The 14,660-nt window shown below is 59.0% G+C and carries 14 protein-coding genes (1 of these 14 running past the window's edge); 3 read left to right on the top strand and 11 right to left on the bottom strand.

From position 1 onward, the window contains the following. From msrP to mrcB, 8 genes are all read right to left on the bottom strand, one after another. Nucleotides 1-839 carry the 5' portion of a protein-methionine-sulfoxide reductase catalytic subunit MsrP gene (msrP, locus tag QMK52_RS11795; protein ID WP_005791397.1) on the bottom strand. 175 nt of this gene lie to the left of the window's left edge, so the window shows 839 of its 1,014 coding nt (coding positions 1-839); it begins with the start codon at nucleotides 837-839; its stop codon lies beyond the left edge, outside the window. Between the two features lie 63 nt (nucleotides 840-902). Then, nucleotides 903-1,760 carry a CDP-diacylglycerol--serine O-phosphatidyltransferase gene (gene pssA / locus QMK52_RS11790; RefSeq protein ID WP_005791399.1) on the bottom strand — a complete coding sequence of 286 codons (858 nt, stop codon included), beginning with the start codon at nucleotides 1,758-1,760 and terminating at the stop codon, nucleotides 903-905. A 144-nt stretch (nucleotides 1,761-1,904) separates the two neighbouring features. Further along, on the bottom strand, nucleotides 1,905-2,921 hold the full coding sequence (gene ilvC, locus QMK52_RS11785; RefSeq protein WP_003194132.1) for a ketol-acid reductoisomerase: 1,017 nt from the start codon (nucleotides 2,919-2,921) through the stop codon (nucleotides 1,905-1,907). Between the two features lie 47 nt (nucleotides 2,922-2,968). Further along, entirely contained in the window at nucleotides 2,969-3,460 is a 492-nt protein-coding gene (gene ilvN / locus QMK52_RS11780; RefSeq protein ID WP_003176102.1) for an acetolactate synthase small subunit, read from the bottom strand. A 2-nt stretch (nucleotides 3,461-3,462) separates the two neighbouring features. After that, nucleotides 3,463-5,187: an acetolactate synthase 3 large subunit gene (locus QMK52_RS11775; protein ID WP_005791407.1), complete on the bottom strand. Its 1,725-nt coding sequence runs from the start codon at nucleotides 5,185-5,187 to the stop codon at nucleotides 3,463-3,465. A gap of 431 nt (nucleotides 5,188-5,618) precedes the next feature. Beyond that, on the bottom strand, nucleotides 5,619-5,948 hold the full coding sequence (locus QMK52_RS11770; RefSeq protein ID WP_005791409.1) for a YqcC family protein: 330 nt from the start codon (nucleotides 5,946-5,948) through the stop codon (nucleotides 5,619-5,621). Then, nucleotides 5,948-6,682: a tetratricopeptide repeat protein gene (locus QMK52_RS11765; protein ID WP_005791411.1), complete on the bottom strand. Its 735-nt coding sequence runs from the start codon at nucleotides 6,680-6,682 to the stop codon at nucleotides 5,948-5,950. Before QMK52_RS11765 ends, QMK52_RS11770 begins: the two co-directional genes overlap by 1 nt. Before the next feature lie 16 nt (nucleotides 6,683-6,698). Next, the gene (gene mrcB, locus QMK52_RS11760; protein WP_005791412.1) at nucleotides 6,699-9,023 is read right to left on the bottom strand and encodes a penicillin-binding protein 1B; all 2,325 of its coding nucleotides are present in this window, start codon (nucleotides 9,021-9,023) and stop codon (nucleotides 6,699-6,701) included. Between the two features lie 118 nt (nucleotides 9,024-9,141). Here mrcB and QMK52_RS11755 point away from each other — a divergent pair, with 118 nt between their 5' ends. From QMK52_RS11755 to QMK52_RS11745, 3 genes are all read left to right on the top strand, one after another. Beyond that, a complete protein-coding gene (locus tag QMK52_RS11755; RefSeq protein ID WP_005791415.1) occupies nucleotides 9,142-10,698 on the top strand; it encodes an AAA family ATPase in 1,557 nt (518 codons plus the stop codon). A 90-nt stretch (nucleotides 10,699-10,788) separates the two neighbouring features. Beyond that, entirely contained in the window at nucleotides 10,789-11,133 is a 345-nt protein-coding gene (locus tag QMK52_RS11750; RefSeq protein ID WP_005791416.1) for a pentapeptide repeat-containing protein, read from the top strand. A 202-nt stretch (nucleotides 11,134-11,335) separates the two neighbouring features. Next, nucleotides 11,336-11,608 carry a TfoX/Sxy family protein gene (locus QMK52_RS11745; protein ID WP_005791418.1) on the top strand — a complete coding sequence of 91 codons (273 nt, stop codon included), beginning with the start codon at nucleotides 11,336-11,338 and terminating at the stop codon, nucleotides 11,606-11,608. Between the two features lie 243 nt (nucleotides 11,609-11,851). Here QMK52_RS11745 and QMK52_RS11740 read toward each other — a convergent pair whose 3' ends face one another. From QMK52_RS11740 to QMK52_RS11730, 3 genes are read right to left on the bottom strand one after another with little or no spacing between them, the layout of a single operon-like run. Next, entirely contained in the window at nucleotides 11,852-12,619 is a 768-nt protein-coding gene (locus tag QMK52_RS11740; RefSeq protein WP_005791419.1) for a heme ABC transporter ATP-binding protein, read from the bottom strand. Next, nucleotides 12,619-13,602 (bottom strand): FecCD family ABC transporter permease, encoded by a 984-nt coding sequence (locus QMK52_RS11735; protein ID WP_194440710.1) that lies wholly within the window; start codon nucleotides 13,600-13,602, stop codon nucleotides 12,619-12,621. The genes QMK52_RS11740 and QMK52_RS11735 overlap by 1 nt, the downstream gene beginning before the upstream one ends. A gap of 50 nt (nucleotides 13,603-13,652) precedes the next feature. Further along, nucleotides 13,653-14,531, bottom strand: coding sequence for a heme/hemin ABC transporter substrate-binding protein (locus tag QMK52_RS11730; protein ID WP_320404117.1), 879 nt, complete (start codon nucleotides 14,529-14,531; stop codon nucleotides 13,653-13,655). Nucleotides 14,532-14,660 lie beyond the last annotated feature (129 nt).

Raw genomic sequence — 14,660 nt, 5'->3', positions numbered from 1 at the left:
CCATACTCATCAGCCGCAATGCTCTGCCAGGTGGTTTTCGGCTGCTCGCTGACAAGGCTGATCCGCACGATGGATTTGACACTTTTGAAGCCATACTTCCACGGCACCACCAAGCGCAACGGCGCACCATTCTGATTAGGCAGCTCGCGTCCATACATACCTACGGCGAGGATCGCCAGCGGGTTCATCGCTTCGTCCAGACGCAGCCCTTCTACATAAGGCCAGTCGATCAAGCCGAAACTGGAGCGCTGCCCAGGCATGCTCTTCGGGTCCTGGAGGGTTTCAAAACGGATGTACTTCGCTTTGGAGGTAGGTTCAACCTGCTTGAGCAAGGCCGAGATCGGGAAACCGATCCACGGAATCACCATCGACCAGGCTTCAACGCAGCGCAATCGATAGATCCGTTCTTCCAGCTCATAGGGTTTCATGAAGTCTTCCAAGGCATAACGCCCAGGCTTGGCCACCTCACCATCGATCACAACACTCCACGGCTCGGTCTTGAGCGAACCTGCATTCGCCGCCGGGTCGCCCTTGTCGGTACCGAACTCATAAAAGTTGTTGTAGTGGGTTGCATCCTTGAACGGCGTGATCGCCTCGTCCTTGACCGTCACCGCCTGCCATTTCGTACCAGGAAGCTTCTCGGCAAACCAGTTGGGCGCCCTGCCCGCTTCGACATCGGCATAACGCGCCGCATCGCCCGCACGGGCCCAACGCGGCAAGCTACTGGCGGCAATACCGGCCAGCGCACCACCGAGCAAACTGCGACGAGAGAAATAGAGGGATTCAGGCGTGACATCCGATTCATGGCAATCGGACGCTTTGGGTAGTTTGATTAACATGGCAACTCCGCAGCATTGGAGAACTGATGCACCAATAGACTGCGGAGTATGGGGGAAATTACATTAAGGCAATGTTTTGTCCCGGCGCAGATGCAGCAAATACTGAATCGGACCAGAAGCGGCATAAACCAGGAACGCCAGCAGCAGAATCCGCGGCGGATCACTGAACACCACAGCAAACACAAGCACCACCACAAGGATCGCCACGAAAGGCACGCGCCCTTTGAGGTCCAGCTCCTTGAAGCTGTTGTACTTGATATTGCTGACCATCAGCATCCCGGCCGCCGCAACCATCAACGCTACCAGGAACGACATCTTCGACCCCTGGATACCGTAATCACTGAACGCCCAGACGATACCCGCCACGACGCCGGCGGCTGCCGGGCTGGCAAGCCCGATGAAGTAACGCTTGTCGGCAGTGCCCACCTGCGTATTGAAACGTGCCAGCCGCAACGCGGCACCGGCGACATAGATGAAGGCAACCATCCAGCCGACCTTGCCCATGTCACCCAATGCCCAGGCAAAAGCCAGCAGCGCAGGGGCGACACCAAAGGCAACCATGTCCGACAGCGAGTCGTACTCGGCACCGAAGGCACTTTGGGTGTTGGTCATACGCGCCACGCGACCATCCAGGCCGTCGAGCACCATGGCCACGAAAATTGCAATGGCGGCAAAACCGAAGTATTTGCTGGCACTCGCGGCATCACCGGCCGCCAGCGCACTCTGGGCGCTCATGGAATTGATGATGGAATAGAAGCCGGCAAACAGGTTTGCCGTGGTAAACAGGTTGGGCAGCAGATAGATGCCACGATGCCGGACCTTGCGGCCTTCGGCGTCATGCCCTTCTTCGACATGTTCATCGATCGGCAGCATGCTTTCGGCGTCGGAAGCCTGATTTGGCTCTTCGGGACGTTCGCTCATGGACTTTACCTTGCAACGGTGTGAAAAAATTCGACAGATACTTGCGGCGAGTGTTCGCCTGCAAACGATGCAGCTTTATACCAGAACCGACCCCTCAAACGAAAAAACGCGGCCTAAGCCGCGTTTTCCCTTGATGCGTACGACTTAGTTCTTGGCTTTGTCAACGATCTTGTTGGCACCGATCCACGGCATCATGGAGCGCAGTTGCTCGCCGATGACTTCGATACCGTGAGCGGCGTTGTTACGGCGCTTGGCGGTCATCGAAGGGTAGCCGGTAGCGCCTTCGCTGATGAACATTTTGGCGTATTCGCCGTCCTGAATACGTTTCAGGGCGTTGCGCATGGCCTGGCGGGACTCGGCGTTGATCACTTCCGGACCGGTCACGTACTCGCCGTACTCGGCGTTGTTGGAGATCGAGTAGTTCATGTTGGCGATACCGCCTTCGTACATGAGGTCAACGATCAGCTTCAGTTCGTGCAGGCATTCGAAGTAGGCCATTTCCGGCGCATAGCCAGCTTCAACCAAGGTTTCGAAACCGGCCTTGACCAGCTCAACGGTACCACCGCACAGAACGGCTTGCTCGCCGAACAGGTCGGTTTCAGTCTCGTCCTTGAACGTGGTTTCGATGATGCCGGTACGACCGCCACCGACGCCAGCAGCGTAGGACAGTGCAACGTTCTTGGCGTTGCCCGACGCGTCCTGGTAGATCGCGATCAGGTCAGGGATACCACCGCCTTTGACGAACTCGGAACGCACGGTGTGGCCCGGCGCTTTCGGCGCGATCATGATCACGTCGAGGTCAGCGCGCGGCACAACCTGGTTGTAGTGAATCGCGAAACCGTGGGAGAAGGCCAGGGTAGCGCCCTTCTTGATGTTCGGCTCGATTTCGTTCTTGTACAGCGAGGACTGGAACTCGTCCGGGGTCAGGATCATGACCAGGTCGGCAGCCGCTACGGCGGAAGCAACGTCGGTCACTTTCAGGCCGTGGGCTTCAGCCTTGGCAACAGTAGCCGAACCTTTGCGCAGGCCAACGGTGACGTCCACGCCGGAATCTTTCAGGTTGCACGCTTGTGCGTGGCCCTGGGAACCGTAGCCGATGATGGCGACTTTCTTGCCCTGGATGATCGACAGGTCACAATCTTTATCGTAATAAACTTTCATGAGGTTCCTCTATATATCCAGGCCGTAAGGCCATTCGCTAATTTGGGTTAGATGCTGAGTACTTTGTCGCCACGGGCAATCCCGGTGACACCACTGCGTACGGTTTCCAGAATCGAGGCCGTCCCGATCGACTGGATGAAGCTGTCCAGCTTGTCGCTTGTACCGGTCAGTTGAACGGTATAAACGCTGGCGCTCACATCGACGATCTGCCCGCGATAAATATCGGTAGTGCGCTTGATCTCGGCACGCTGGGCACCCGTGGCCTTGACCTTGACCAGCATCAGTTCGCGCTCGATGTGGGCGCTTTCCGACAGGTCGACCAGCTTGACCACTTCGATCAGCTTGTTGAGGTTCTTGGTGATCTGCTCGATCACCTCATCGTGACCAACAGTGGTCAACGTCAGGCGCGACAGGGTCGGGTCTTCGGTCGGCGCCACGGTCAGGCTTTCGATGTTGTAGTTGCGTTGCGAAAACAGGCCGACAACACGGGACAAGGCGCCGGGCTCGTTCTCCAGAAGCAGGGAGATAATATGCCGCATGATTAAGTACGCTCCGTCTTGTTCAGCCACATGTCGCGCATGGAGCCGTCTTTGATTTGCATCGGATAGACGTGCTCGCTGGTATCGACCTGAATATCGATGAACACCAGGCGGTCTTTCATGGCGAACGCTTCTTCCATCTTCGGCTTCAGATCTTTCAAATCAGTGATGCGAATGCCGACGTGGCCATAGGCTTCAACCAACTTGATGAAATCCGGCAACGATTCCATGTAGGAATGGGAGTGACGGCTACCGTAGCTCATGTCCTGCCATTGACGAACCATGCCGAGCACGCCGTTGTTCAAGCAGACGATCTTCACTGGAAGACCGTATTGCAGGCACGTCGACAGCTCCTGGATGTTCATCTGGATGCTGCCTTCGCCGGTGACGCAGGCAACGTCGGCATCCGGGAAGCTCAGTTTCACACCCATGGCCGCAGGGAAACCAAAGCCCATCGTGCCCAGGCCACCGGAGTTGATCCAGCGGTTAGGCTTGTCGAACTTGTAGTACTGCGCCGCGAACATCTGGTGCTGGCCCACGTCGGAGGTTACAAAGGCGTCGCCCTTGGTCACTTCGCACAGGGTTTCGATCACGGTTTGTGGCTTGATGATGCTGCCGTCGCCCTTGTCATAAGGGAACAGGCCGCGATCACCACGCCATTCGTCAATCTGCTTCCACCAGCTGGCAACGGATTCCTTGTTCGGCGCCTCGCCGATGTCCTTGAGCGCTGCGACCATTTCGGTCAACACACTCTCCACCGGCCCCACGATCGGCACATCGGCCTTGATGGTCTTGGAGATGGACGCCGGGTCGATGTCGATATGGATGATCTTGGCATTCGGGCAAAATTTGCTCGCACCATTGATCACACGGTCATCGAACCGCGCGCCCACGGCCAGGATCACGTCAGCGTGGTGCATGGTCAGGTTGGCGGTGTAGCTGCCGTGCATACCGAGCATACCGACGAACTGGCGGTCCGTACCGGGGAATGCGCCGAGGCCCATCAGGGTGTTGGTCACCGGCAGGTTGAGCAGCTTGGCCAGTTCGGTCAGCGGAGCGGAACCGCCGCCCAGAATCACGCCACCGCCGGAGTACAACACGGGGCGCTTGGCCGCCAGGAGCATTTCTGCCGCCTTGCGGATTTGCCCCGAGTGCCCGCGGACGGCCGGGCTGTAGGAACGCAGCTTGGCTTTCTTGGGGAAGATGTATTCGAATTTTTCGGCCGGGTTGGTCATGTCTTTCGGGATATCGACCACCACAGGGCCCGGGCGACCGGACTGTGCGAGGTAGAACGCCTTTTTCATGACCTCCGGGATTTCCGACGCGTGCTTGATCATGAAGCTGTGTTTCACGATCGGGCGGGAAATACCGATCATGTCGGTTTCCTGGAATGCGTCGGTGCCGACCATGGTGCTGGGCACCTGGCCAGAAATGATCACCATCGGGATGGAGTCCATATACGCAGTCGCAATACCGGTAATGGCATTGGTTGCGCCTGGGCCGGACGTTACCAGTACCACGCCGGCTTTACCGGTGGCACGGGCGTAACCGTCAGCCATATGGGTCGCGGCCTGTTCGTGGCGAACCAGGATGTGGGTAACAGCCGGTTCCTTGAACAGTGCGTCGTAGACATGCAGCAGAGCACCACCTGGGTACCCGTAGATATAGTCGACGCCTTCGTCACGCAAAAAGCGGACGAGCATCTCACCGCCAGATAAAAGCTCCACGTTGTTCACCTCTAAAACGCCAGAATACCGTCCGTTAAAAACCGACGGGTCTTAATAGGTTTACTTCTCAACAGAGCATGAGCGACGGTGGTCGCCGACTACGTCAGCACTGACTGAGCAAGTATTGGGATCGTCCCAAGTGTTGCGGGCTTTTCCCACCCAGCGCGAGGTAACGCGTTGCGGGTGTTACAGGTCGGCGCGGGTGTGCGCCTCATGATCTGCTGAGCGGGCCTGCTTCTGGCAGTCCCGATACAGCGGACTTTGGATTCTTCTGTTTCAGGCCCTTCAAGTCAAGCAATAATTGCGCTTTTTTCCAACTAAGCGCATGAGAACGTAGAAGAAAGGGCTTTGAGGAGGGATAAAACTCGCCTGAATGTCGTCAAGCGGTAGAAATGTGCGCAAGACTGCCGAAAAACCCGGCAGTCAGGCAATTAACGAGCGTCGACGATCAATTGATCGAACTTTTTCAGCGCGTTACGCAAGCCGAGGCTCTGTAACGGTCGGTCGGCATAGACCATCTCGGCCATTTCCAGGATCCCCGATGCATTCGGCAAGGGCAGGTCCTGTTCAAGGATCTGCTTCATGCGTACCAGGAAGATCCATTGCAGCCACTGGTGGAAGTCCAGGGTATCGACTGAAAAGGGTTCGACACTGCTGAGCGCTTCAGCACCGGGGGACTCTTCATCCCACCAGCCCTGCACGCGCAGTTCTCGCTCGATCAGCAATAGCTGTTCGGCAATCGCTGGGAAACGTGCATCCATCAGAGGCTGACCTTGGCTTTCTGTCGCGCCTGGGCGGCACCCGCTGCATCGCCCTGGGCGGCACGCGCATCACCGATCAAGGCCCAAAGGCTGGCTTGCAGGTCTGGACGGCCATTGGCCAGGCTCAGGCCACGGCGAGCGAATTGCTCGGCCTGGGGCGCATCGCCCTGGGCCATGCGCACCTGGGCCAGGCGATACAGCACTTGTGGCTCACGCGGCGCCACGCGCTGGGCACGTTCAAGGCTCGACGAGGCGCCATTCAAATCGCCACCCGCCTGCTGCTGCTGAGCGGTGGTGAGCAGCGCCAGCACCGGGCCATCGAGTTGTTCGTCAGCCGACAACCCGCCCGCATTGGACGATGACGGAATACCGCTCGGCGTCGAAGGCATGTTGTAGGTGCCCTGGTTGACCGGCGCGGTTTGAATCGGCGTGGCGTTAACCGGCCCGGAAGTGCTCGGGCCTGGGGTCCATGGCTCGGCACTGATAGGCGCCGAGGTTGCAGCACCACTGCCGGGCACCATCACCACGACGCCGGAGTCCTGGGGAATTGCCTGGGTTGCAGCTTGGGCAGGCCGCTTGACCACGGTCTGGCGGAAGCCGCCATTGGCCGAAATGCGGTCGTTATTGGAGACGGACGTGCTTGAGTCCACCACAGGGATGGAGCCGCGCTGCACGCTGGAGCAACCGCCGAGCAAAGCCAGAGCCGTAATTGCTGGAATCCACAACTTGTTCACTTGAAACCCTCTTTGCTTAATTCATCCAGCCCTTGACCCAATCCATCACCGAATCCGCGTCAGCAGGGGCACTGCCACCGCACGCAGGGCCGGGTGGTGGTTCGCTGCCGCGAATATACGGCATCTGCACCGCCCCCGGACAGTTGGCATCAGAGCCCTGGCCGGTGTGCGGATCAATCCAGGCCTGCACGATATTGTCCGGCTGGGGCATGTTGAGCGGCAACGGGTCAGCCTTGCGCATGAAACTGGTCCATACCTGCAGTGCGCCGGTCGCACCGGTAAACGGCGTCTTGCCGTTATCGTCACGCCCCAGCCACACCACGGCCAATACATCCTGGCCGAAACCCGCAAACCAGCTGTCACGCGAGTCGTTACTGGTACCGGTCTTGCCCGCCAGCGTCAGGTTCGACGGCAGCACGCTGTACACCGAGCGCCCTGTACCCTCACGCATCACACGCTGCATGGCGTTCTGGATCAGGTAGATAGAGCCCGCGTCAAAACGCTGCTGGATCTGGAACGGGTAGCGCTTGAGCGGTTCGCCTTCGGCGGTCAGCACACTGCGGATCCCGCGCATCGGTGTATTGAAGCCACCGTTGGCGAGGGTCTGGTACATGGTCGCCACTTCCATCGGGGTCATGGCCGCAGCGCCCAGAAGCATGGACGGGAATGCAGGGAACTCACGCTCCACCCCCAGTCGCGCAATGGTTTTCAGGACATTTGGCACACCGACCTCAAGCCCCAGGCGCGAGGTGGAAATATTGTAGGAATGCGCCAGCCCCTGATACAGGAACACCGTGCCGTGGGAACGGCGATCGAAGTTCTTCGGCGTCCATACCTGGCCATTCGCGCCTTTGACCGACAACGGGTCATCCGACAGCCAACTGGTCAGCGTGTACTTGCTGGGTTTTTCCAACGCACTCAAGTAGACCGCAGGCTTGACCAGCGAGCCAATCGGCCGCACGGCGTCCAGTGCGCGGTTGAAGCCGGCGAAACTGGCCTGGCGGCTGCCGATCATGGCCTGGACTTCACCGGTTTCCGGGTTGGTCACGACCATGGCGGCTTCGACTTCATCCGAGCCTTTACGGCCGGTCAGGCGTTTGAAGGTGTCGTTGACGGACGCCTCGGCCTTCATCTGCAGGATCGGGTCGAAGCTGGTGAAAATCCGCAAGCCCTCTTCGGTCAAGTCTTCGTCGCGGTAGTCTTCACGTAACTGGCGCTTGACCAGATCGATAAAGCCGGGGAACGAGCTATCAGCCAACTTGCCGCGAGTGGTCACACCCAACGGCATTTTCTTCGCGGCGGCCACCTGCTCAGCCGTGGCGACACCCTGCTGCTCCAATACATCGAGTACCAGGTTGCGACGTTCGAGCGCACGCTCCGGGTTGCGACGCGGATTGTAATAGGACGGCCCCTTGACCATGCCCACCAGCAGCGCGACCTGATGCAACTTCAACTCGGATAACGGTTGCCCAAAGAAGAACTGGCTGGCCAAACCGAAACCGTGCACCGCGCGCTGGCCATCCTGACCGACGAAGACCTCGTTGAGGTACGCCTCAAGGATTTCCTGCTTGCTGTAATGCAGCTCCAGCAACATCGCCATCATGGCTTCGGTGAGTTTACGGGTGAGACTGCGCTCGTTGGTCAGGTAGAAGTTCTTGACCAATTGTTGCGTGAGCGTACTGCCGCCCTGGGTCATCTTGCCACCGGAGGTGTTGACCCAGACAGCGCGGGCAATCGACTTCGGCGAAACGCCCCAATGGCTGTAGAAATCGCGGTCTTCGACCGCCACAAGGGTTTCCAGCAAATAAGGCGGTACCTGATCAAGCTTGATCAGGATGCGATCTTCAAGGTTTTTCGGATAAATACCGCCAATCATCAACGGTTCCAGGCGCACTACCGGCAGCTTGGAGCCATTGAGCGAGGACAATTCAGCCACATAGTCGCCGGAGAAACGCACGCGTACCGGCTGGGCTTTTTCCAGGCCTTCGTAGAACTGGAACCCACGGGTATTCAGGTCGACGGTGTTGCCGCTGACGGCTGCGGCGCCGGGGCCATTGCTCACAGGTTCGCGGCGATAGCCCAGTGCGTCGAGCTCGGTAAGGAAGTCTTCCTTGCTCAGCTTCTGGCCGGAGAACAGTTCCAGCGGGCGTGCATACACCTTGGCCGGAATCGTCCAGCGCTTGCCGGAGAATTTTTCCTGCACCACGGCATCGAGGTACACCGCAAAGCCGGCGACCACCACAAGGCCAACCAGGCCCAGCTTGAGCGCCCAGCCCAACCAGGGGCGCAAGCTGCGGGAAGGAGGTTTTTTACGGGAACGGGGAGATCGGGTTCGAGTCATGGCGGCGGATTATACGCACTTTATTGATGATCAACATGAGCCGGACAGCGGTTTGCACGACTGGCATCAGCAGCCATAATGGCCACCATGATTTCTCCCAGACTTTGAAGGATCGCCCGTGAGCCAGTCCCTGATCGCAGCCCTGCAAAACCCGGCTTTATACCCTCATCCGGTTGAAGCATTTCAAGTCATCGAGACCCATATTTCCTGGGTGGTTCTGACAGGTCCCTATGCTTACAAATTGAAGAAACCGATGAACTTCGGATTTCTGGATTTCACCGACCTGGAAAAACGTGGCCACTTCTGCAATGAGGAGCTGCGTCTCAACCAGCGCTTGACCAAAGATTTGTATCTTGAAGTGTTGCCGATTACCGGCACTGCCGACGCGCCGCAGTTGGGCGGCGACGGCCCGGTCATCGAGTACGCACTGAAAATGCGCCAATTCCCGCAAAGCCAGATGCTCAGCACCCTGCAAGCCAACAGCGAACTGACCAACGCCCACATCGACGAGATGGCCAGGCAGATTGCGCACTTTCACCTCACTGCCCCCAAGGTCCCGCAAGAGCACCCGGCCGGCACGCCGGATGAAGTCATGGCGCCGGTACGCCAGAACTTCGACCAGATTCGCCCGTTCCTCAGCGACAAAGCCGACCTGACTCAACTTGAGGCCCTGCAAGCCTGGGCCGAAAGCAGCTTCGAGCGCCTCAAGCCACTGCTTGAACAACGCAAGCTCGATGGTTTCACTCGCGAATGCCACGGTGACATCCACCTGGGCAACGCCACCCTGATTGACGGCCACGTCGTGATCTTCGACTGCATCGAGTTCAACGAGCCTTTCCGCTTTACCGATGTTTACGCCGATACCGCCTTCCTCGCCATGGACCTTGAAGACCGTGGGCTCAAGTCTCTGGCGCGCCGCTTCATCAGCCAGTACCTGGAACTGACCGGCGACTATCAAGGCCTGGAAGTGCTGAATTTCTATAAAGCCTACCGTGCGCTGGTACGTGCAAAGGTTGCGCTGTTCAGTATGCCGAGCGAGGCAAGCCCGGTGCAGCGCGCCACTACCCTGCGCCAGTACCGCAACTACGCCAACCTGGCGGAAAGCTACAGCACCATTCCGTCGCGCTTTCTGGCAATCACCCATGGTGTTTCAGCGGTGGGCAAGAGCCATGTAGCCATGCGCCTGGTCGAGGCCCTGGGCGCCGTACGCCTGCGTTCGGATGTGGAGCGCAAGCGTCTGTTTGGCGAGCAGCAGGTCGAAAACGCGCCACAGGCCGGCATCTACAATCAGGACGCCAGCATTGCCACCTATACACGCTTGAACGAAATTGCCGAGACCGTACTGCGCGCCGGTTACCCGGTGGTGCTGGATGCGACCTTCTTGAAACGCGCTCAACGTGATGCGGCAGCCCAGATCGCCGAAGCCACCGGCGCGCCATTCCTGATCCTCGATTGCAACGCACCTCAAGCGGTTATCAGCAGTTGGCTGGCACAACGTCAGGCGGATCAAAACGATCCGTCCGACGCAACGCTGAGCGTTATCCAAGAGCAGCAAGCCAGTCGTGAGCCGTTGACGGCGCAAGAGCTGTTGCTGAGCAAGCGCGTGGAAACCAATGAAAGCGGAACGCTGGATGCGTTGGTCGCGCATATTCGCCAGCGCCTCCCGGGCTTGTAAGCAATATTTCCTGGTCGCGTCGCCCACATGGCGCACGACCCGGCAATATAGCCACTATAATGACATCACCACCTAACAGGAGTCGCTATCGTGAGTCAGCCCAAGCTTCTTGATACCCCGCTCTATGCGCTCCTGCACAAGGATGACATCCGCGGATTCAACCAGCAGCGCCCTCAAGACGGCACCATCGACATGCGCGGTGGCGACTTCCGAGGGCTGGACCTGCGAGATCTGAACGCCGCAGGTGTTGACTTCACCGACGCCTATTTTCGCTCTGCCGACTTGCGCGGCCTGGATTTACGCGACTGCTCGCTGGAAGGCGCCAGCCTGGCCCACGCGCAGATTTCCGGCACTTACTTCCCACCCGAGCTCACGGCTGACGAGATCCTGATGTCAGTCAACTTCGGCACTCGCCTACGCTACCGCACCAAGTAATCCACCTTCTGAACCCCGGCGTCGCCTCAAGCGTGCCGGGCGTTTCACGCCTGCCCGTCAGCTAAAGCATCGCCACATTCTTATAAGCTTTTCAGCCGTTCCTGCCCAAAGAACTGCGTTTTTCCTACTGAGCGCTACACTCATTTTCAGGCTGCCTGGTCACGATACCCACCGCACCATTCGGCCGTCGCAAGGAGGCTTGATGAACGATGAGCTGCAACACCTGAAAAACCTCGGCAAGACATCAGCGCAGTGGCTGCATGCGGTGGGTATCCACAGCGCGTCTGACTTGCGCCGCCTGGGCGCGGTCGATGCTTACCGAGCCGTACGGACTCGCGGCTTCCGAGCTTCGAAAGTTCTGCTGTACGCCATTGAAGGCGCATTGATGGATGTGCACTGGAACGACCTCCCCTCTGAACGCAAGGAGGCGCTGAACCGCCAGTTGGATGCCCTGTCAGCGCGGCAGAAAAACTAGATCGGCCCTCAAGCCCAATGTTTACAAGTATTACAAACGAGCGTTTGAGAAAAACTGGATGAGCAGATAAAACAATAGTTGACTCTCAAATGAGAATCGTTATGATTATCACAACTGGTCGCGAGATCAGCCGATAACTGAAAGACCATTGGTTCGGACTCTCAGATTATCTCCTCATCAGGCTAATCACGGTTATTTGACCCGGCTCTTGCCGGGTCTTTTTTTGCCTGCAAATTACTGATTTCAGCGCGCAATGATCAGCGGATGCCCCCGCTCCGGATGCGGTTGTACCAGCACATCCAGACCAAATACAGCCTTGAGTGGCTCAGGTTGCAGGACTGTTGCGGGCCTATCCAGAGCATGAGGGCGTCCGCCTTCCAGCAGCAGGATCCGGTCGCAGTAACGCGCCGCCAGGTTCAAGTCATGCAGGATAACCAGCACCGCAGCCCCCTTGTCGGCAAAGCTGCGAATCGCCTGCAAGGTGGTGTGCTGGTGCAGGGGATCGAGCATCGACGTTGGCTCGTCCAACAACAACGTTTGCCCCGCCTCACCTGGCCATAACTGCGCCAACACCCGCGCCAGGTGCACCCTTTGTCGCTCGCCGCCCGACAAGGCCAGGTAACTGCGGCCACTCAGGTGGCCCACATCGGCCGCGTGCAGCGCCGCGCGGATAATTTGATCGTCGCGCACTCGCCCGGTCTGATGAGGCAAGCGTCCCATGCCCACCACCTCTTCGACACGAAAGGCGAAGTCCAGGGTGGAAGTCTGTGGCAACACCGCCAGACGCTGGGCACGTTGCACCCCTCCCAGACTCTTCAATTCTTGCTGGTCCAACCAGATCTTGCCCTCGTCAGGCGACAACTCCCCGCACAGCGCTCCGAGCAAGGTACTTTTGCCCGCACCATTGGGCCCCAGCACACCCAACACTTCGCCCGGCAGCAGGTCCAAGGTGACATCGGACAACACGGTTTTACCACCGCGCCGAATCTGCAACGCTTCTACCCGCAGCATCAGGCGCGCCCTCGTAACAATAAATAGAGGAAAAATGGCGCACCGATAAATGCAGTGACAATACCGATCGGCAGTTCCGCCGGCGCCAACGCCAAGCGCGCCACCAGGTCGGCAAACAACAGCAGGCTCGCCCCCGCCAGCACTGACGCCGGTAACAACACCCGATGATCCGGCCCCGCCAGCAGCCGCACCAGATGTGGCACCACCAAACCGACAAAACCAATCATGCCCGCAGCCGCCACGGCTGCGCCAACGCCTAGGGCCGTGCAGAACACTAACTCGCGCTTGAGCCGTTCAACATCAATGCCCAGATGATTGGCCTCCGACTCACCCAGCAGCAATGCGTTCAGCGCTTTCGCCCGGCGCGGCAACCACAGCGCCACGCCAGCGCTTACCAACAGCAACGGCCACAACCGCGAATAGCTCGCGCCGTTGAGGCTGCCCAGGTTCCAGAACGTCAGGGTGCGCAAGGTGGCATCGTCGGCCAGATAGGTAAACAGCCCCACCGTTGAGCTGGCCAGTGCCGTCAGCGCGATACCTGCAAGCAGCATCGTCGCGACATTGGTCTGGCCATTGCGACGCCCCAACCGGTAGACCAGTGCGGTAACGCCCAGCCCCCCCAGAAATGCGCACAGCGACAACAAATAGGGACCGAACGCATCCGGCAGCCCACCGAAGAACGAACCGCCGACAATCGCCACCGCTGCCCCCAACGCCGCACCGCTGGACACACCCACCAACCCAGGATCGGCCAGCGGGTTGCGAAACAACCCCTGCATCGCCACGCCCGACAACGCAAGGACACCGCCGACGGCCAGCCCCAAGAGGGTCCGCGGCAGGCGAATCTGCCCCAGGATCAATTCAGCCTGCTCCAACCCCGCCGCCTCAATCGGCACACCCAGTAGCCTTAACGCGGCTCTGAGCGTATCAATCAACGGCAAGCTGACCGGTCCGAGGGCCAATGAAAGCCAGATCGCCAACACACACAGCAGCGACAGGCCAATAAACAGTGTCTTGGGCTTAAGCAGCGTGGTCATGGGGCCGATTTAGTCTGGGACGGATAAAAACCAGCGGACAGTTTCACCAGGTTTTCTGGCAATCGCGGCCCCAGGCCACCCACCAGCAAGGTCGGATCCAGCTCAAACACTCGCCCACGCTTGGCTGCCGGTGTCGACGCGAGAATCGGGTTTTCCTTGAACAAGGCTGCGCGCGCCGCATCACCGGTCAGCGCGCGATCGGCAAACACCAGCACATCAGGACTCAACCCCGCCAAAGACTCGACTGAAAAGGGCTTATAGCCCGAGTGCGTGGCCAGGTTACGACCGCCGGCCTGCTGCAATATCCAATCGGCGGCCGTGTCCTTACCCGCGATCAGCGGCTTGCCACCGGCATGGCCCAGCAACAACAGCACGCCCGGAGCCTTTTGCGCCGCCTGGGCCTTGGTCACCCAGCTTTTTTGCTGCTCCAGCGCCTGCCCGTATTTGGCAAACAGTGCGTCTGCCCGGGTCTCACTGCCCAGCAGTTTTCCCAAGTGTTCAAGGTTGCCCTTCAATGTCGGCAGATCCGGCTGGGCCGAAAACATCTCGACCTGCACGCCGGCATTGCGAATCTGCGCCAGTACCGGCGGCGGCCCCATTTCCTCGGTGCCCACGAGGATTTGCGGGCGCAGGCTGAGAATGCCTTCAGCCGACAGCTGCCGCTGGTAGCCAATGCTCGGCAACGCCTTGAGCGACTGTGGATGCTGGCTGGTGGTATCGACTCCGACCAATTTCGATTCGCCGCCCAAAGCCGTCACCCATTCCGATAGCGCCCCTCCTGCACTGACCCAGCGTTGTGGCAGTTCAGAGGCGTGTGCCCCGTGGTTGACCAGCAATGAGGCAACAAGCGCAATAGCGCTGGTACTCAGGCGCATAACAGGGTTTCCTTCCTAGAGCAGGGCCATTCGGGCACTCATCAATGTGACAGAAAATTGCTGCCGGACATCGTATTGAGCACCCAGTCAGCTGACGGGCGAAGCGGGCATTTGATAATTGTTTGCATT

It is taken from the genome of Pseudomonas sp. P9_2, from assembly GCF_034008255.1.
GTDB classification, from domain to species: Bacteria; Pseudomonadota; Gammaproteobacteria; order Pseudomonadales; family Pseudomonadaceae; genus Aquipseudomonas; species Aquipseudomonas synxantha_A.
Note: the sequence above shows the minus strand (reverse complement) of the source record. Positions and strands in the feature narration are given on the sequence as shown.

Bases quoted from the DNA above. Each gene is read 5' to 3' on its own strand.
- pssA (WP_005791399.1), bottom strand. From the start codon at position 1,760: ATGAGCGAACGTCCCGAAGAGCCAAATCAGGCTTCCGACGCCGAAAGC.
- ilvC (WP_003194132.1), bottom strand. From the start codon at position 2,921: ATGAAAGTTTATTACGATAAAGATTGTGACCTGTCGATCATCCAGGGC.
- ilvN (WP_003176102.1), bottom strand. From the start codon at position 3,460: ATGCGGCATATTATCTCCCTGCTTCTGGAGAACGAGCCCGGCGCCTTG.
- QMK52_RS11770 (WP_005791409.1), bottom strand. From the start codon at position 5,948: ATGGATGCACGTTTCCCAGCGATTGCCGAACAGCTATTGCTGATCGAG.
- mrcB (WP_005791412.1), bottom strand. From the start codon at position 9,023: ATGACTCGAACCCGATCTCCCCGTTCCCGTAAAAAACCTCCTTCCCGC.
- QMK52_RS11745 (WP_005791418.1), top strand. From the start codon at position 11,336: ATGAACGATGAGCTGCAACACCTGAAAAACCTCGGCAAGACATCAGCG.
- QMK52_RS11740 (WP_005791419.1), bottom strand. From the start codon at position 12,619: ATGCTGCGGGTAGAAGCGTTGCAGATTCGGCGCGGTGGTAAAACCGTG.
- QMK52_RS11730 (WP_320404117.1), bottom strand. From the start codon at position 14,531: ATGCGCCTGAGTACCAGCGCTATTGCGCTTGTTGCCTCATTGCTGGTC.